Origin of the sequence: Pseudomonas putida (assembly GCF_028682175.1) — a bacterium.
Taxonomy (GTDB): Bacteria; Pseudomonadota; Gammaproteobacteria; order Pseudomonadales; family Pseudomonadaceae; genus Aquipseudomonas; species Aquipseudomonas putida_AD.
Genome location: NZ_JANHKS010000017.1, coordinates 1 through 17,714, shown reverse-complemented (window position 1 = coordinate 17,714; position 17,714 = coordinate 1). Strand labels below are relative to the sequence as shown.

Here is a 17,714-nt window from a genome sequence, read left to right as displayed (position 1 = left end):
TGCGCGGTGTACACCGGGCACGCAGGGGAGGTCAGCTGAGCCGTGAGGTTTCGAAAATCAGCCGGATGGACGCCTGGGCCAGGGCCTGGGCTTCGTTGCGGAAGGTATCGAGTTCCGTCTTCACGGCATGGTCGTCAATGTCGTTTGCCTGGGATTCGATCAGAATCGTGATCTGGAACAGGGCCTCGATCAGTCCGTGCAGGTTACGATGCAGCTGATGCGTGACCTTGCTCATGTGCTCATTCGTGGACGCTCCGTGGGGCGGCATGAGCGCCTGGGCGATGGTGTCTCCGGGACGTGAGCGGGTGCCGGTCAATACGTAATAGATATCGACGCCAGCTTCGGCGATTCGCAACAGGTAGTCGGCTTTCGGAGAGCGGGCACCGCTTTCATAGTTGCCCTGGGCATTGGTCTCGACGCCACCAAGGGTGCCCAGTGCGCTTTGCGACAGTTTCAGGCGAGTGCGTTCTTCGCGAAGTCTCGGGCCAATCCCTGTCATGTGTTTCTCCCCGCTGGCAGTGTTGCAGGCGGTGTCGCCCGCAAAAAGCCGGCAGCACGCACGATTTACAATCACGCTAAAGATGTATGGACGTTTAATTAATCAACTTCATGAATATGCCATGAATTGGTGCATTAAAGCCGTCTATCGGCTCCAAGACAAGTGTAAGTATTCGATTGGATCCTGATGTATACAAACGTTTGGAGGGTTTTTTTATGAAACGGGCGTATGGCAGCGGTGAGGTGTAAATTATACTCGTTCGCGTACATGTGCAGCTTTATTCATGCTTTCTCGATGTTTATATCTAAATAGAAAGACTATTCATTCAATTAGATACTTTATTGACACTCGTTTGAGTGTCAATAAGTTATTGAGTAACATCACGAAGGGCAGCGGGTGCCCGGCTGCCGGCCCCAGTCGGTCGCGGTTTTGGCAATGATGCCCGCCAGCGACGAAAGCGCTTTCTGGTGGGCCAGCACCAGATTTTCGATGCCCGGCCCCGCAGGTTGGCGCACCACGCTACTGCACGTCAGGGTCTGGCGTTGGCCATTGTTTTGATTAGAGCGAATACTCAAGTTCCAGACTACATCGATCATCGCATATTGGCCGATGATCGATTCGAAGCGCCGAACATCGGTACGAATGGACAATACAGGTAGTTCGTTCTGTTTGGGTAATCCTGCCAGATCTCGAACTCCGAAACGACGTTCTAATTCTCCCGTTAGTGCGTCATGGAACTCATCGCCCAGTGGTGCGCCCCAGCGATCGTTCTCCAGAATGGCCAGGCTGCCGTCGCCCTGGCGCACGACCAACGGGGGCTGATCGACCTGAACGGCCATCAGCACCGGCTGCATTTCGAACTGGAACGGCGCCTGTGCGTGAGTGGCCTGGGTCTGGGTCGCAGGGGCTATCAAAGTATAGTAATGGGTGGGCGTGGACGAACAGGCGCCAAGGCCCAGAGCGCACGCCAGGGCCAGCAGGTGGTTACGCACGGTCATTGTGCAGGCTCCGGAGCAATTTCACGGGAAGAGGACGAACCTTTGTACGAGCCGGGCGCAGCATCGCCGGATCGACCGCGGATCAGTGATTCGGGATGGCGGCTGAGGAAGTCGGTGAGGACCCGGACCGAGCGCGCGGTGCGCTGGACTTCTTCCATGGCCTGGCCCAGTTGCAGCCGCGCCGGGGAATCATCCGACAGCGTAGCGTTGGCCGTGCCGATGGTCTTCTGAGCCTGCGCCAGGGTGCCGGTGACTTGTGGCAGGACCTGGCCGTTGACGTTCTTCATGGTCTTCTGCAGTTCGATCAGGCTGCCATTGAGGTTGTTCGCCAGGTCGTCGATCGGAATCTTGCCGAGCTTGTCGACGAAGGCCTGCAACTGTTCCTGCAGCTTGTCGAAGCTGCCGCCCACGGTTGGAATCTCCAGCGGACGAGCCTTGGCGTTATAGGCGATTTTCGGTGCCTTGGGGTCGAAATCCATGGCCACGTAAAGCTGGCCGGTCAGCAGGTTGCCGGTACGAATCTGTGCCCGCAGACCGCGCTCGACAAAGCCGCCCAGGATTCTCGAGGTCTGTTCCTCTTCGTCGCCGCCACCGGCCTGCTCGCGCAGTTTGTCGTTGGCCGCGCCCAGGCGTTGCGGGTAGATCACCGCGCCGACCACGCCGGGGAAGGTGCGGGTGGCCGGGTCGTAGTCCAGGTCCACCGAGACCACGCGGCCGATGTTCACCCCCAGGAAGTCCACCGGGGCATTGACCACCAGGCCGCGCAGGGACTGGTTGAAGCGCATGCGGATGTATTTGGGATCGCCGTCGGGCGGCGCCAGGGCGGTGGCCTGGTCTTCGAACAGCTTGAACTCGGCGTTGCTGTCGGCAGGCTTGGCGTCCGGGCTGTACTTGGGTTCGCGAAATGCGATGCCGCCGGAGATGATCGAGGTCAGCGACTGCGTCGATACCTTCAGACCGGCCGCACCGATGCTGACGTCCACGCCGCTGGCGTTCCAGAAGCGCGAGTCGGTCAGCACGTACTGATCATTTGGCGAGTTGACGAAGATCTCGATGTCCACGCCCTTGCCGTCTTTTGCCAGTTCGTAGGCCACCACCTGGCCTACCTGGATGCGACGGAAGTAAATGGGCGAGCCGATGTCCAGCGACCCCAGGTCATCGGTGTGCAGGATGAAGCGCTTGCCCTTTTCGCCAAAGGTCACCGGCGGCGGGGTCTCAAGGCCGGTGAAGTCCTTTTTGGTTTCCTCGGAGCTGCCCGCGTCGGCGCCGATGAAGGCCCCGGACAGCAGGGTATCGACCCCGGAAACACCGTGGGCACCGATGCGCGGGCGCACCACCCAGTATTGCGTGTCGGCGCGGGTGAAGGGGGTGGCCGACTGATTCAGATCGATGGTGGCCAGTACGTGAGTACGGTCGTCGCTCAGGGCGATATCGGAAACGGTGCCGATGACCACGTTCTTGTACTTGACCTGGGTCTTCTTGGCTTCGAGGCCTTCGGCGGTCAGGAAGCTGACCACCACCTTGGGGCCGACGTTGAGGAAGTCGTGGATGACCATCGACAGGCCGATCACCCCGGCCACGATCGGTACCAGCCAGACCAGGGAAATACGCGCCTTGCGGGCCTTGACTTGCGGTCGCCCAGGGGCCTGCGCCGACGGGGGTAGGGTGTTCTCAGACATCTTCAACCTCTGCATCCCAGATCAACCGGGGATCGAAACTCATGGCGGCAAACATCGTCATCACCACCACCAAACCAAAAAACAGGATGCCCAGCCGCGGCTCGATGGTGCTCAAGCCGCGGAACTGGACCAGCGCCGCGACCAGCGCGACCACCAGCACATCGAGCATCGACCAGTAGCCGATCAGCTCGATGAAGCGATAAAGCCTGGAGCGCTCGCGCATGGCCCACTGGCTGCGGCGCTGGCAGGTGTAGAGCAGCATGCCCAGCACCAGGAACTTGATGCACGGCACCAGCACGCTGGCGATGAAAATCAGGATGGCAATGTCCCACGAGCCGCCCTCGGCGAACTCGATCACACCGCTCATGATGGTGTTCTCACTGGACCGGCCCAGCAGGGTGGTGAACATCACGGGCAGGGTATTGGCTGGAATATAGAAGATCAGCCCGGCGATCAGGAACGCCCAGGTGCGCACCATGCTGTTGGGTTTGCGCGTGTGCACCGCCGATTCGCAGCGCGGGCAGACATGGGTATCTTGCGGGCAGACATAGCCGCACACATGGCAAAGGGTCACGTTGCGCTCGCGGGCGAAAGGGATGCCGTTCATTCGGGCTGCACCCCCAGCTCGTCCCACAGCCTTCTGATGTCCTTGCCGGCGATCAGCACGATCAGCACCATCAGCATCGCCATGGCCCACAGCCCGACGCCGGGATGCACGTCGAGCATGCCCGCCAGCTTGATGATGGCCACCAGGATCCCCAGCAGACACACCTCCAGCATGCTCCAGGGGCGCAGGTGCTCCAGGGTGCGCATGCAGGTCTTGAAGCCTGGAGCGATCTCGTTGCGATGGGCGTGCACCAGCACCCAGAACAGCAGGGCGATCTGCAGCGCCGGGGCCAGGATGATCGCCAGCCCCGCGACCAGCGCGATCAGGGTGATCTGCCCCTGGGCCAGTGCCTCGACCGAGCCCCAGAGCGTGACCTCGTTGTACAGGCCTTTCATGCTGATGCTGATCACCGGAAACACATTGGCGAAGATGAACAGGATGCCGGCGGCGATGCTCAGCGCCAGCATCTGCTCGATGCTCATGCGATGGCCGCGATCGAGCACCGCAGCGCAGCGCAGGCAATAGGCCGATTCGCCCTTGCTCAGGGGGGGGGCCTCATAGAGCGAGTCGCAGTGCTCGCAGATGATCCACTGGGCGGGATCGTCTACTGGTGGAGGCGTTGGATACATGGACAGCACGCTGATAGGTTCGATTGAGACATTGACCACATTGCCATCATCCGGTTCGATGCCAAGTTGTCGGTATTGGTGAATCAAAGCACGTTTTCGCACCCTGCCCGTGGTTGAGCTGTTGCGGTGTGTGTGGTCGGGGACAGACAAGTGTACCGCGCTGTGGCCCCGCGCGCTCCGTCCGATGCACATTGGACATCCGCTCGCCGCACCGACTAGGATCGATGCCTTGAGCCAGGGTCGGTGGGGTAGGGTGATGTCTGCATGGCGTTTGAACAGTTTATGGATGGACCAGCTGGACGAGCCGCTGACGCCCAGGGCATCGCTGCAACAGGACCTGGATGTCGATGTGGCGATCATCGGCGCCGGGTACACCGGGTTGTGGACGGCCTACTATCTCAAGCGCCACGCCCCGCAGTTGAACGTCGCCATTGTCGAGGCGCAGACCGCAGGCTTTGGCGCCTCGGGGCGCAACGGCGGCTGGGTCATGGGCAACCTGCTGGGCGATGACCGGATGCTCGCGGGGTTCACGGCAGAGGATCGCCGCGCCTCCTACGACCTGCTGTTCGGCATCCCCGACGAGGTCAAGAGTGTCATCGACCGCGAGGGCATCGACTGTGATTATCGCAAAGGCGGCGCATTGTACTGCGCGGCGCGTTACCCCGAGCAGGAAGCCAGCCTGCGGGCCTATCTGGACAAGCTCTACAAACAGGGACTGACCGAGGCCGACTATCGCTGGCTCACTCCTGAGCAATTGAGTTCGCAGCTGCGGATTGCCCGTGCCTATGGCGCCATTCATTTCTCCCACCTGGCGACCATTCAGCCGGCCAGACTGGTCCGAGGCCTGGCGCGGGCGGTCGAGGCGCTGGGCGTGCCGATCTATGAAAATACCCCGGCCACCGACTGGCAGGCCGGGCAGGTCACAACCGCCCATGGCCGGATTCGCTGCCGTTGGGTGGTGCCTGCGGTGGAGGGGTATGCGGCCAGTATGCCCGCTCTGGCCCGCTATCAATTGCCGGTGCAGAGCCTGATTGTCGCGACCGAACCCTTGCCTGCGAGCGTCTGGGATGAAATCGGCCTGAACCAGGGGCAAGCGTTTGGTGAGAGCAGCAGGCAGGTCACCTACGGCCAGCGCTCGATGGACAATCGGCTGATCTTCGGCGCCCGTGGCGGCTATCAGTTTGGGGGCCGCCTGCGGGAAAACTTCGATCTGAGCACCAGCGAAGTCGAACTGCGGCGCTACCTGTTCGGCGAGTTGTTCCCGCAGTTGAAGAAGGTCCGTATTACGCATTCATGGGGCGGCAACCTGGGGATGTCCCGGCGGTTTCACCCTCACATGCTGTGTGACCGGTCAAGCGGGATTGCCCTGGCCGGCGGTTACGGCGGGGAGGGTGTGGCGGCGAGCAACCTGGGCGGACGCACCCTGGCGGACCTGATTCTTGAGCGCGACACGCCGCTGGTTCACCAGCCCTGGGTGATTCGCGAAGGTGGCCTCAAGGCCCTGAAAGCCTGGGAGCCGGAACCCTGCCGCTGGCTGGGCTATAACGCGATCATCCGCAGCTTCGTCAGCGAAGACCAGACCCTGGCGGACCCCGCGACACCGGCCTGGCGACGCAAGATCGCCATGGGCGTGGCGGATTTCATGGAAGGTTTCATGAAGTGACCCGACGCCCATAAGATCGCCGTCGCGGGCAAGCGCGCTCCTACAGGAATGAGGCCCGACCCCGCCCGTAGCAGCACGGCTTGCCGGCGGGGGCGTGCGCAAGATCGACCCGCGGCCAGCCGACTAGAGCCTGGCCCAGAAATCCTCGGCGAAATCACTCAACGCCATGGTCGGTCTGAACAGGCGGATTTCCACTGGAATGTCCCAATGCTCATCCAGCGCCCGGACCAGTTTACCGCTGCTGATTTCAGGTTCAGCCAGGGTCCTGGGCAGCCAGGCGATGCCTTTGCCTTCAAGTGCCATCGACAACAACACCGCCGCCAAATGGGAGGTGAACACCGTGTGCACGTTCGGCGGCTGAGGCTCCTTGCGCAGGCGTGCCGAGACGATGCGGCCCAGGCCCGATTCAGCGGTGTAGCCCAGCAGTGAAAGCGGCGTGTCGGCGGCAATCGCCTGCACCTGCTGCCCCTGCAATGGCATCAGTAAATCGCTGCCCACCACCTTGGAATGAAAGGATTCGGCGGGAAACTGCGGCGGCACTTCCGGGTGCTGGTGACACAGCAAAAACTGTACCTCGCCGCCCAGCAACATCTGCTCGCAGACCCGCATATTGTCCGAATGCAGCCGGATCGCTTCGATGGGGCTGGTCCGTTCGGCCGCTCGCACCCAGCCCGGGAAAAACGTGAACGAAAGGGAGTGGGTGGCCGCGAAATGCAGCGAACGCGCCTGCTTCCCGGCCACTTCCCGGGCTTCCTGGCGCATTTGATACAGGCGCCGGGTCATCTCCTGGGCACTGCCGAGCATGTGCCTGCCGGCCTCGGTCAGGGTCGCGCCCTGAGTCGTGCGCTCGAACAGATCGACACCGACCCAGGTCTCCAGCGCGCGGATCCTGCGGCTGAAAGCCGGCTGGGTGACATGGCGCAATTCGGCGGCACGGGAGAAGTTGCCGCTTTGTGCCAGGGCGTTGAAATCTTCCAGCCAAACCAATTCCATCGTGATGCCATCCGCGCATTGAGTGCCGCGTTTTTAGCATTGGCCGCGCGCAAAGGTCCAGCCCTAGAGTGGCCCCGTCAATCGCTGCACCTCTTTCGAAAATAACAGGAGTGACCCATGCGCATCGTCGACATTCGCGAGAAAACCGTCTCCATTGCCTCGCCCATTGCCAACGCCTACATCGACTTTTCCAAGATGACCTGCTCGGTGGTGGCGGTGGTCACGGATGTGATTCGCGACGGCAAACCGGTGATCGGCTACGGCTTCAATTCCAATGGCCGCTACGGCCAGGGCGCCCTGATGCGCGACCGTTTCCTGGCCCGGGTGCTGGAAGCCGACCCTGAATCGCTGATCGACCAGGAACACAATAATCTGGACCCGTTCGCCATCTGGAAAACCCTGATGACCAACGAAAAACCTGGCGGTCACGGCGAGCGTTCGGTGGCTGTGGGCACCATCGACATGGCGGTGTGGGACGCGGTTGCGAAGATCGAAGGCAAGCCGCTGTATCGCCTGCTGGCTGACCGTTATCGCAAGGGCGTGGCCGATGACAAGGTCTGGGTGTATGCCGCAGGCGGTTACTACTACCCCGGCAAGGACCAGAGCAAACTCAAGGCCGAAATGCAGAGCTATCTGGACCGTGGCTACGACGTGGTGAAGATGAAGATCGGCGCCGTGCCGCTGGCCGAAGACCTGCGCCGTATCGAAGCGGTGCTGGAAGTGGTGGGCGACGGTCAGCGTCTGGCGGTGGACGCCAACGGCCGTTTCGACCTCAAGACCGGCATCGCCTACGCCGAAGCGATTCGCCCCTACAACCTGTTCTGGTACGAGGAAGTGGGTGATCCGCTGGACTACGCGCTGCAAGCAGAGCTGGCCAACCACTACGACCTGCCGATGGCCACCGGCGAAAACCTGTTTTCCCATCAGGACGCACGCAACCTGCTGCGCCACGGCGGCATGCGCCCGGACCGCGACTTCCTGCAGTTCGACTGCGCACTTTCCTACGGGCTAGTGGAGTACCTGCGCACTCTGGATGTGATGCAGGAACTGGGCTGGTCGTCGCGCCGCGTGGTGCCCCACGGCGGTCACCAGATGTCGCTGAACATCGCCGCCGGCCTGCACCTGGGCGGCAACGAATCCTACCCCGACGTGTTCCAGCCGTTTGGCGGCTTTGCCGATGGCATACGCGTCGAGAACGGCTACGTCGGCCTGCCGGACATTCCGGGCGTGGGCTTCGAAGCCAAGTCGGCGCTGTATGCGGTGATGCGCGAGTTGGGTGAGGGCGCCTAGGTCCTGCTCGCCCCTGTAGGAGTGAGCTTGCTCGCGATCGCGGTCTGTCTGCCCTGAATATGCCGACTGACACAACGCTATCGCGAGCAAGCTCACTCCTACAGATCAGTTCTCGGTTACTCCAGTCCTTTCCCCTCATACAAAAACAACAGTGAGGCATCCCATGGAACAGGCTTCGACACGCTGGTACAGCCAGCTCTACGTTCAGGTACTGATCGGCATCGTCATCGGCGGTGCGGTCGGCTTCTTTCTTCCCGATATTGGCGCCAAGCTGCAACCCCTCGCCGACGGCTTCATCAAACTCATCAAGATGCTGCTGGCGCCGATCATTTTCGGCACAGTAGTGGTGGGCATCGCCAAGATGGGCAGCGTCAAGGAAGTGGGGCGCATCGGTGCCAAGGCGCTGATCTATTTCGAAATCCTCTCGACCCTGGCGCTGGTGATCGGCCTGGTGGTGGTCAACATTCTCAAGCCCGGCGTGGGCATGAACATCGACATCAACACCATCAACGGCAGCGCGATCACTGGCTACACCCAGGCTGCGGCGGCCCAGGGCGGGGTGGTCGAGTTCTTCATGAACATCATCCCCACCACGCTGTTCGACGCCTTTGCCAAGGGTGCGATGCTGCAGGTGATTCTGGTCTCGGTGCTGATGGGCGTGGCGCTGGTGCAGATCGGCGAGCCGGTCAAACCGCTGGTCAACGTCATCGACATGCTGCTGCAAAGCCTGTTTCGGGTGGTGGCGATGGTCATGCGCCTGGCTCCGCTGGGTGCGGGGGCCGGCATGGCGTTCACCATCGGCAAGTACGGCATCGGTACGCTGTTGTCGCTGGGGCAACTGCTGGTGGCGCTGTATGCCACGACACTGATCTTCATCGTGGTGATCCTGGGCGCCGTGGCGCGCTGGTCGGGGCTGCCGCTGATGCAGTTTCTGCGCTACTTCAAGGATGAAATCCTGGTCACCCTCGGTACCTGCTCAACCGAGGCGGTGCTGCCGCGCATGATGGTCAAGCTCGAGAAGCTGGGCTGCGAAAAATCCGTGGTCGGCATGGTCCTGCCCACCGGTTACACCTTCAACTCGGACGGCACCTGCATCTACCTGACCATGGCGGCGATTTTCGTCGCCCAGGCCACCAACACCCCACTGACCCTGTGGGATCAACTGACGGTGCTGGGCGTGTTGCTGCTGACCTCCAAAGGCTCGGCGGGCGTGGCCGGGGCCGGCTTCGTGACGCTGGCAGCGACGCTGTCGGTGTTCCACGGTATCCCGATGATCGGCCTGGTGCTGTTGCTCGGCGTCGATCGCTTCCTCAACGAGGCGCGAGCCGTCACCAACCTGATCGGTAACGGCATCGGCACGATTGCCATCGCCAAGTGGGACGGCTCGTTCGACAAGGCCCAGGCGGCCCGTGAAATTGCCGCCATGAATGAAGGCTCGGCCAAGGGGGACAAGCGCGTCGATTCAGTGGTCACTGCCCGCGTCGGAAAGTCGCAGGTGTAGGGCGCAAGGGCTGGCGGTCGGCGGGTGTCCGCTGCCCGCTACACAGCCGTGTTACAACTTGAAATGACCTGCGATGGTAGACTTGCGCCACTTCAAATGAGGAGCGACAGACGTGCGCAAGATGGCAATGATGGTGGCGGTGTTGATGCTGGCAGGCTGCGATGCTGGAAAACCAGCGCCGACGCCCAAGGTGTCAGCCGCTGACTCGGTCGCGGAAGCACCGACCCCGGCCTCGGATCAGTGGACCATTCGCGTTCATTTGAAAGAAGCCCTGAGCGACATGAGCTACTGGCTGGTCGAGCACCATTACCCCATGTATGTGGTCAAGGTCGATGGCAAGGAAGTGGTGATGATCGGTCCGTTCGACTCGAAGGACGCCGCTGAAAAATCCAAGACCGACATCGACGCCGCCCTGGTCAAGGGGCATCGCTTGTCGCAGCTGGAAGTGATCCCGCCCAAGCCGTAATCTTCCGCCGGGGATCATCGTCCGACCAATTACCGTTACTTGTCCGGCCGGTCGCCGTAACTTGTAGGAGCGCGCTTGCCCGCGACGGCGGTGTGTCAGCCATGTACTGGTAACCTGACACACCGCCTTCGCGGGCAAGCGCGCTCCTACAGGGATGGTCCGGGGTCGTATCAACGACGGCCCAGCAACAAACCGACCACCAGGCCGAAGCCGGCCGAGATCGCCACAGTCTGCCATGGGTGGCCGCCGATGTAGGTTTCGGTAGCTTCGACCGCAGGCTTGGTGCGATCACGCACGCTGCCCACCGAATCCAGCGCCTGCTTGAGTTTCAGGCTCAACTGCGCACGCATGGTTTCTGCCTCTTCGCCGACCAGCGCGGCGCTGTCCTTGAGCAGTTTGTCGGACTCTTCGATCAGGGCCGCCAGTTCGCTGAATGCCTGATCCTTGATCTGTTCGGCGGCGGTCTGGGAAGCGGTTTTACGAGCCATGGCTATTTCCTTTCAGTTGAGAATGGCAGTGAGCAATGGAGTCCTGGCGCTTCGAAAAAGTTGCAGGGCATTTCAAGCCCGAGGAAAAAAGTGCGACGAATGAAGGCAAGCTTCTGTCCGCCCGGGTGTAAGATGCTGTCGCTTTTCGATCGTCAGTCAACGGCGAGCGAGCGTTCTGTTTTTGCACATCGAGGTAGACGTCATGAGTTTCAACCTGGCCAACAAGTCCCTTGCCGAGCGCGCAGAGATCGAGGACGAAAAGTCCCGTCTGTTCGAGCTGTGGCAGAGCAACCTGGGCAAGTCCAAGGGTGAAGCCGCCCGGCTGATGGGCGAGCGCAGCAAGCGCAAGGGCAAATGGTCGGAGTGGGTGCGGTCCGAGCTGGACGCCATGTCGCCGCCCGAGTACGCCAACATGGTGCGCGCCGAAGTGAACCGCCTGGTGGCCGCCGCCCGCGGCTGATTCAGAACAGCCCCTGTATCGCCTCGCGCACCTTGAGCACCGCCGAGTCCAGTTGGGTGGAGGTGCGCCAGCCCAGCTCGACAGGATAGCGCGGCATCGGCAGGGGGCATTCGAGCAGGGCCAGCCCGGCAATCTGCGCCACCGCTTGCGCGGCGTGTGACGGAATGGTCGAAATCGCGTCGGTGCCCTTGAGCAGGTAGGGCAAGGCCGCGAAATGGGTGGTCGAGGCGCAGACCGTGCGGCTCAGGCCCAGGCTCGACAGGCCTTCGTCGACCATGCCGATGAAGCCGCCCGACGACACCAGAATCTGCTCTCGGGCGATGAACTCCTCAAGGCTCAATGTGCGCTGGCCGGGCGCCAGGCTGGCCGGGTCCGCCAGGCACAGATAGCCGCCTTCCCCCAGCACCCTGCGGCTCAGCAGCCGTTCGGCGAATCCTCCCGATGCCACCGCCAGGTCGATGCTGCGCTCCATCAGTGCCGTGCCGACGATCTGGCTGTGGGTCTGGCGAAAGATCAGGCGCAACCCCGGCGCGCTGTGCCGCACCGCTGCCATGAGGCGCCTGCCGAACGCGATCTCGAAATCATCCGACCAGCCCAACGCCACCGAGCGTCCTTCGAAATGACTGCCCTCGGGCTCGACCATCGCCAGGCTTTGCCGGCACTTGTTCAGCGCGTCAGAGACCACCGGCTTGAGCTGGTTGGCCCGCAGGGTCGGCGCCAGCCCACGGCCTGTGCGCACGAACAGTTGATCGTCGTACACCTCGCGCAGTCGGCGCAACGAGGCGCTGACCGCCGATTGCGTGACGCCCAGGCGCAATGCCGCGCGGCTGGCGCTGGCCTCATCGTGCAGGGCTTCGAAGACTTTAAGCAGATTGAGGTCGACGCTGGCGATATTCATGCTGCTCATATCATTCACAACTGGCGAGGGGTTTATTCATGTTGAGGGTGAGGCGGAGAATTGGCAACAGATCCCGCATTCACATCACAAGGAGTACCCCTGATGAGCAAGTCCATCGTTGCTGCGTTGCAGATCGGCGCCTTACCCGGCGGCAAGGCCGAGACCCTGGCGCAGATCCTGTCTTACGAGTCGGCCATTCGCGAGGCGGGCGCCAGTGTTGTGGTGATGCCCGAAGCCTTGCTCGGCGGCTACCCCAAGGGCGAGACGTTCGGCACTCAACTGGGTTATCGCCTGCCTGAAGGGCGCGATGCTTTCGCTCGCTATTTTGAAAACGCAATCGATGTGCCGGGTGCCGAAACCGACGCCCTCGGCGAGCTGTCGGCGCGTACCGGAGCCAGCCTGGTAATTGGTGTGATCGAGCGTTCAGGCAGCAGCCTGTTCTGCACCGTGCTGTTCTTCGAGCCGGACGGCGGGCTGGTCGCCAAGCACCGCAAGCTGATGCCCACCGGCACCGAGCGGCTGATCTGGGGCAAGGGTGACGGTTCGACCTTGCCGGTCATCGACGCGAAGGCCGGGCGGATCGGCGCTGCCGTCTGCTGGGAAAACCAGATGCCCCTGCTGCGCACGGCGATGTACGCCAAGGGCGTGCAGATCTGGTGTGCGCCGACGGTGGACGAGCGGGAGATGTGGCAGTGCACCATGCGCCACATTGCCCAGGAAGGCCGGGTGTTTCTGATCAGCGCCTGCCAGGTTCAGGACTCGCCGCAGGCGCTGGGCCTCGACGTTGCCAACTGGCCTGCCGAACGTCCGCTCATTAATGGCGGCAGTGTAATTGTAAGCCCCATGGGCGAGGTGCTGGCGGGGCCGCTGCTGGGCGAGCGCGGCCTGCTGACCGCCGAGATCGACACCGACGAACTTGTGCGCGCCCGCTACGATTTTGACGTGGTCGGCCACTACGCGCGGCCGGATGTATTCGAATTGGTGGTAGATGAGCGGGCCAAGCCCGGGGTGCGGTTCGTCAAGGACTGATAGGTTTCCAACCTCTGCCACGGGAGCGCTTCTGGCCGAAGGCCGTGGGAGCGGGCTCGCCCGCGAAAGCGGCGTGCCTGACGCTCCGATGTTGTCTGACCCGCCGCTTTCGCGGGCAAGCCCGCTCCCACAGGGACGAGGGAGCCTGTCGCCAGGTGTCAGATCACCATCCCGCAGGGACGGGGGAGTCTGTCGCCAAGCCTCGGATCACCACTCCCCACTCGCCGGCTGCGGCAGGCTCAGGGTTCCGCTGTCATAGAAACGCATGGTGCCAAACAACCCGCCCGCGAGCTTGCCGTGCAGTTCATAGGGCAGGTTGTCCAGGCTCTGGCGTTCTGTCAGCCCGACTGCCTGACGCAATGCGGCAAACGCCGAAACGGTCACCGGCACGGTGAGGACGCCTTCGGAAAAACGCCCGATGGTGCCTTTCTGGTCGCTAACGCCGGAGGCCAGCAGCTTGCCGTTGACGTCCAGGTTCAGTGCCACGCCGTCGTACTGGATGTCCACGTCGTTGGGGTTCTGCAGGCGCAGTTTCACGGCGAAGCGCACTTCCAGGTCCTGCCCTTGCAGCGGCTCGATGCCCACCACGTTGATGTTCAACGGATCGCGATTGGGAAAAAGCGCACAGGCGCTCAGGGCCAGAAGCAGCACACAGGTACACAGGGTGCGGAAGGGGTGTCGCGGCATTGACGGCGCTCCGGTTGCCAAGGCGTGGCAGAGGCGCGATTGCGCCCCTGCCATTGAGCCTAGCGGTTCAACTCTGCGACCGCGCGCGCCGACAGAGGTTCGCCGTCGCCCGGCTGTTGCGGGTCTTGCAGGACCTTGACGGTGGAAGCCTCGGGGTCGAACTCGGTGACTTCCTCTTCATCCTGGTATTCCTCGGGCAGGAAGATATTGAGGATGATCGCGCAGAAGGCGCCCACCGTGATGGGCGATTCGAAGATGTTGTGCAGCGCCTTGGGCAGTTCGCGCAATACCTCAGGCACCGCCGCCACGCCCAGGCCCATCCCCAAAGAGATCGCCACGATCAGCATGTTGCGCCGATGCAGGCCGGCCTCGGACAGAATCTTGATCCCCGCCACGGCCACGGTGCCGAACATGATCAGCGTGGCGCCGCCCAGTACCGGTTTGGGCATCAATTGCAGCACCGCGCCGATGATCGGGAACAGCCCCAGCAACACCAGGATGCCGGCAATGAAGAACGCCACGTAGCGGCTGGCCACGCCCGTGAGCTGAATCACCCCGTTGTTCTGGGCGAAGGTCACCATCGGCAGGCTGTTGAAGGTGGCGGCCATCGCCGAGTTGAGGCCGTCGGCCAGCAAGCCCGATTTGATCCGGCGGATATACACCGGGCCGCTCACCGGCTGTTGGGAAATCATCGAGTTGGCGGTCAGGTCGCCCGCAGCTTCCAGCGGCGAGACCAGGAAAATCACCGCAATCGGAATGAAGGCCAGCAGATCGAACGAGAAACCGTACTTGAACGGCACCGGAATGCTCATCACCGGCACATTCGGCATCTTGGCGAAATCCACCCGGCCCAGATACCAGGCCACGAAGAAGCCCAAGGTCAGGCCGATGATGATCGCCGAGAGGCGCAGCAACGGAATATTGAAACGATTGAGGATCACGATGGTAGCCAGTACAAGGCCGGCCAGCCCCAGGTTGGTGGCCGAGCCCAGGTCGGTGGCGCCGAAGCCGCCGGCCATGTCAGTCATCGCCACCTTGAGCAGCGACAGGCCCATCAGGGTGATGATGGTGCCGGTCACCACCGGGGTAATCAGCTTGCGCAGCTTGCCGATGAACTGGCTCAGGGCGACTTCGATGAACGCCGCGCAGAAGCACACGCCGAAGATGGTCGAGAGGATTTCCTCGGTGCCGCCGCCGCGGCTCTTGACCAGAAATCCGGCGCTGAGGATCACGCTCAGAAACGAGAAGCTGGTGCCTTGCAGACACAACAGTCCCGAGCCGATGGGTCCGAAACGCTTGGCCTGGACGAAGGTGCCCAGGCCTGAGACGAACAGCGCCATGCTGATGAGGCAGGGCACTTCACTGTCCAGCCCCAGAACGCTGCCGACGATCAGGGTAGGGGTGATGATGCCGACGAAGGACGCGAGAACATGTTGCAGCGCGGCGAAGATCGCCGCCGTGAAGTGCGGTCGGTCGTTGAGGCCGTAGATCAGGTCTGTCTTGCGGGACGCAGGGTGCGTCGGGGGCGTGCTGTGAGCTGTGGTCATGGTTAGCCTGCCTGTTGTTTTTATTCGGTCGTGGGCTTTGCAGTTGACGCTGGCCTGACCTGTATACAAAAGCTGTCTACTGGGTCAGGTTTTGCGACTCTACAACATGTCGACACATTGAAAAACAATTCATTTGCAGATTGTGTACAAAAAGATGCCATGAGCGAGAAGCAGGGCCGTAGGAAAAGGCCGCGCAGAATGCCAGAAAATGCTTCGCGGGTCTGCGATACCCGCTTATTCTGTCGCACTGAACCTGAGCCGCACTCGGGCGTCCAACCTGACGCACGGTTTCGGGCCGCGTCCGCATTCAGACTCTACAAGGAGGTTTCAAACGGGGTGTATCGATCTTGATGAGCACTGTAGAGCCATTTCCATTGACAGACCTGCAAATCGCGCTGATTTCCCGGGCGCTGGCGGACAGCAGGCGCTATCAGATTCTGCTGCAGATCAGCGCGTCCACGGAGCCGGTGCCTTGCGCCGAACTGCTCAAGGTGCACCCGGTCAGTGCCGCCACGGTGTCCCACCACACCAAGGAGCTGGAGCGAGCCGGGCTGATCAACACCCTGCGCGAAGGCAAGTACGCCCGGTTCGCCATGCAACGCGACGTGTTGCGCGCCTATGCGCAGCAGTTGATGCAGTTCTGCTGAAGTTCTGCCGAGGCGAGCTGGTCAGTCATCATATAAAGGTCCTTGACCGTTATCGGCATACGCCAGTAAATTGCCCGGCCTACGCTTTTTCTTCCTTCTCCTGCCTGCGACAGGCGCATTCGGAGCTTCTTTATGTACCCAGACGTTCAGCTGTACATCGACGGCCAATGGCGCGCCAGTGAAGATGGCCGCACCATCGCCGTGCTCAACCCGGCCACCGGCGAAACCCTGGGCACCGTGGCCCATGCCTCCGTTGCCGACCTGGACCAGGCGCTGGCCGCCGCCGAGCGCGGTTTCGAAACCTGGCGCAGCACCCCGGCCTACGATCGCTACAAGATCATGCAAAAAGCCGCCAACCTGCTGCGTGAACGCGCCGACCAGATCGCTCGCATCATGACGCAGGAGCAGGGCAAGCCACTGGCCGAAGCGCGCATGGAAACCCTGTCCGCCGCCGACATCGTCGACTGGCTGGCCGAAGAGGGCCGTCGCGCCTATGGCCGCCTGGTGCCCTCGCGCAATGTTTCGGTCGAGCAGAAAGTCATCAAGGAGCCGGTAGGTCCAGTGGCTGCCTTCACGCCTTGGAACTTCCCGATCAACCAGGTGGTGCGCAAGCTGTCGTCGGCACTGGCCGCCGGTTGCTCGATCATCGTCAAGGCCCCGGAAGAAACCCCGGCGTCCCCAGCAGAGCTGATCCGCGCGTTCATCGATGCGGGCGTTCCGGCCGGTGTGATCGGCCTGGTGTTCGGCGACCCGGCGCAGATTTCCAGCTACCTGATCGCCCATCCGACCATCAAGAAAGTGACCTTCACCGGCTCCACCCCGGTGGGCAAGCAACTGGCCGCGCTGGCCGGTCAGCACATGAAGCGCGCCACCATGGAGCTGGGCGGTCATGCGCCGGCACTGGTGTTCGACGACGCCGACATCGACCTGGCCGCCCGTACTCTGGCAGGCGCCAAGTTCCGTAACGCAGGCCAGGTGTGCGTGTCGCCGACCCGTATCCTGGTTCAACGTGGCGTGTATGAGCGGTTCGTCGAGCAGTTCGTCGGTCTGGCCCGTGAAGTGAACGTGGGCAACGGTCTGGAGCAGGGCGTGACCATGGGCCCGCTGGCCAACGAGCGCCGTGCTCCGGCACTGGCGGCGCTGGTCAAGGATGCCTGCGAGAAGGGCGCGAAGCTGGAAACCGGTGGCAAGGCGATCGACGGCCCTGGCTACTTCTTCGAACCGACCGTGCTCAGTGGCCTGACCACCGACATGCGCGCCATGAGCGAAGAACCCTTTGGCCCGCTGGCGCTGATCGTGCCGTTCGACACGGTCCAAGACGCGGTCAAGGAATCCAACCGCGTGCCATTCGGCCTGGCTTCCTATGCGTTCACCACCTCGATGAAAACCGCGCACATCCTCAGCACGCGCATCGAAGCGGGCATGCTGTCGATCAACCACCAGGGCATTGGCCTTGTCGAAGTGCCGTTCGGCGGGATCAAGGATTCCGGCTACGGCTCCGAAGGCGGCACCGAGGCCATCGAGGCGTACCTGAACACCAAGCTGGTGACGGTGTTCAACCTCTGATAGCGGGCTTGTAGACCCACCTGTATCGGGTGGGTCGGGTATCTGTGCCTGACCCCGAACCAGATCG

The 17,714-nt window shown here is 62.3% G+C and carries 18 protein-coding genes; 8 read left to right on the top strand and 10 right to left on the bottom strand.

The window, feature by feature from the left end; all coding sequences use genetic code 11:
• Positions 1-31 precede the first annotated feature (31 nt).
• The 5 genes from NPS29_RS14070 to NPS29_RS14050 all read right to left on the bottom strand — a co-directional run bounded on the left by NPS29_RS14070 (position 32) and on the right by NPS29_RS14050 (position 4,412).
• On the bottom strand, positions 32-499 hold the full coding sequence (locus NPS29_RS14070) for a helix-turn-helix domain-containing protein (RefSeq protein WP_274133310.1): 468 nt from the start codon (positions 497-499) through the stop codon (positions 32-34).
• 380 nt (positions 500-879) lie between these two features.
• The gene (locus NPS29_RS14065) at positions 880-1,497 is read right to left on the bottom strand and encodes a PqiC family protein (RefSeq protein WP_274133308.1); all 618 of its coding nucleotides are present in this window, start codon (positions 1,495-1,497) and stop codon (positions 880-882) included.
• Positions 1,494-3,176 carry an intermembrane transport protein PqiB gene (locus tag NPS29_RS14060; protein ID WP_274133306.1) on the bottom strand — a complete coding sequence of 561 codons (1,683 nt, stop codon included), beginning with the start codon at positions 3,174-3,176 and terminating at the stop codon, positions 1,494-1,496. The genes NPS29_RS14065 and NPS29_RS14060 overlap by 4 nt, the downstream gene beginning before the upstream one ends.
• A complete protein-coding gene (locus tag NPS29_RS14055; protein ID WP_274133304.1) occupies positions 3,169-3,783 on the bottom strand; it encodes a paraquat-inducible protein A in 615 nt (204 codons plus the stop codon). Before NPS29_RS14055 ends, NPS29_RS14060 begins: the two co-directional genes overlap by 8 nt.
• Entirely contained in the window at positions 3,780-4,412 is a 633-nt protein-coding gene (locus NPS29_RS14050; protein WP_274133409.1) for a paraquat-inducible protein A, read from the bottom strand. The genes NPS29_RS14055 and NPS29_RS14050 overlap by 4 nt, the downstream gene beginning before the upstream one ends.
• Positions 4,413-4,668: 256 nt before the next feature.
• Between NPS29_RS14050 and NPS29_RS14045 the strand changes: the two genes are divergently transcribed.
• Positions 4,669-6,075 carry an NAD(P)/FAD-dependent oxidoreductase gene (locus NPS29_RS14045; protein WP_274133302.1) on the top strand — a complete coding sequence of 469 codons (1,407 nt, stop codon included), beginning with the start codon at positions 4,669-4,671 and terminating at the stop codon, positions 6,073-6,075.
• Between the two features lie 123 nt (positions 6,076-6,198).
• Here the strand turns inward: NPS29_RS14045 and NPS29_RS14040 are convergent, their stop codons facing one another.
• Positions 6,199-7,068, bottom strand: a complete 870-nt coding sequence (locus tag NPS29_RS14040) for a LysR family transcriptional regulator (protein ID WP_274133300.1) — start codon at positions 7,066-7,068, stop codon at positions 6,199-6,201.
• Positions 7,069-7,185: 117 nt separating this feature from the next.
• On the opposite strand from NPS29_RS14040, the gene NPS29_RS14035 reads away from it, so the two are divergent.
• The 3 genes from NPS29_RS14035 to NPS29_RS14025 all read left to right on the top strand — a co-directional run bounded on the left by NPS29_RS14035 (position 7,186) and on the right by NPS29_RS14025 (position 10,325).
• Positions 7,186-8,358, top strand: coding sequence for a mandelate racemase/muconate lactonizing enzyme family protein (locus NPS29_RS14035; protein WP_274133298.1), 1,173 nt, complete (start codon positions 7,186-7,188; stop codon positions 8,356-8,358).
• A 163-nt stretch (positions 8,359-8,521) separates the two neighbouring features.
• The gene (gene dctA / locus NPS29_RS14030) at positions 8,522-9,859 is read left to right on the top strand and encodes a C4-dicarboxylate transporter DctA (RefSeq protein ID WP_274133296.1); all 1,338 of its coding nucleotides are present in this window, start codon (positions 8,522-8,524) and stop codon (positions 9,857-9,859) included.
• Between the two features lie 112 nt (positions 9,860-9,971).
• Positions 9,972-10,325, top strand: coding sequence for an SPOR domain-containing protein (locus NPS29_RS14025; protein ID WP_274133294.1), 354 nt, complete (start codon positions 9,972-9,974; stop codon positions 10,323-10,325).
• Positions 10,326-10,495: 170 nt separating this feature from the next.
• On the opposite strand, the gene NPS29_RS14020 is transcribed toward NPS29_RS14025, so the two are convergent.
• Positions 10,496-10,813 (bottom strand): DUF883 family protein, encoded by a 318-nt coding sequence (locus tag NPS29_RS14020; RefSeq protein ID WP_274133292.1) that lies wholly within the window; start codon positions 10,811-10,813, stop codon positions 10,496-10,498.
• Between the two features lie 202 nt (positions 10,814-11,015).
• On the opposite strand from NPS29_RS14020, the gene NPS29_RS14015 reads away from it, so the two are divergent.
• Entirely contained in the window at positions 11,016-11,273 is a 258-nt protein-coding gene (locus NPS29_RS14015) for a hypothetical protein (protein ID WP_274133290.1), read from the top strand.
• 1 nt (position 11,274) lies between these two features.
• Here NPS29_RS14015 and NPS29_RS14010 read toward each other — a convergent pair whose 3' ends face one another.
• Positions 11,275-12,180 (bottom strand): LysR family transcriptional regulator, encoded by a 906-nt coding sequence (locus NPS29_RS14010; protein WP_274133288.1) that lies wholly within the window; start codon positions 12,178-12,180, stop codon positions 11,275-11,277.
• Between the two features lie 93 nt (positions 12,181-12,273).
• Here NPS29_RS14010 and NPS29_RS14005 point away from each other — a divergent pair, with 93 nt between their 5' ends.
• Positions 12,274-13,200: a carbon-nitrogen hydrolase family protein gene (locus tag NPS29_RS14005; RefSeq protein ID WP_274133286.1), complete on the top strand. Its 927-nt coding sequence runs from the start codon at positions 12,274-12,276 to the stop codon at positions 13,198-13,200.
• Positions 13,201-13,407: 207 nt separating this feature from the next.
• Here NPS29_RS14005 and NPS29_RS14000 read toward each other — a convergent pair whose 3' ends face one another.
• Together NPS29_RS14000 and NPS29_RS13995 are read right to left on the bottom strand one after the other, a co-directional pair.
• Positions 13,408-13,887: an LEA type 2 family protein gene (locus NPS29_RS14000; protein ID WP_274133285.1), complete on the bottom strand. Its 480-nt coding sequence runs from the start codon at positions 13,885-13,887 to the stop codon at positions 13,408-13,410.
• Between the two features lie 59 nt (positions 13,888-13,946).
• Complete coding sequence (locus NPS29_RS13995; RefSeq protein WP_274133284.1) at positions 13,947-15,434, bottom strand: nucleobase:cation symporter-2 family protein; 1,488 nt, start codon at positions 15,432-15,434, stop codon at positions 13,947-13,949.
• A 374-nt stretch (positions 15,435-15,808) separates the two neighbouring features.
• Here NPS29_RS13995 and NPS29_RS13990 point away from each other — a divergent pair, with 374 nt between their 5' ends.
• The gene (locus NPS29_RS13990) at positions 15,809-16,081 is read left to right on the top strand and encodes an ArsR/SmtB family transcription factor (RefSeq protein ID WP_274133283.1); all 273 of its coding nucleotides are present in this window, start codon (positions 15,809-15,811) and stop codon (positions 16,079-16,081) included.
• A gap of 132 nt (positions 16,082-16,213) precedes the next feature.
• On the top strand, positions 16,214-17,647 hold the full coding sequence (locus NPS29_RS13985; protein WP_274133281.1) for an NAD-dependent succinate-semialdehyde dehydrogenase: 1,434 nt from the start codon (positions 16,214-16,216) through the stop codon (positions 17,645-17,647).
• Positions 17,648-17,714: the final 67 nt, after the last annotated feature.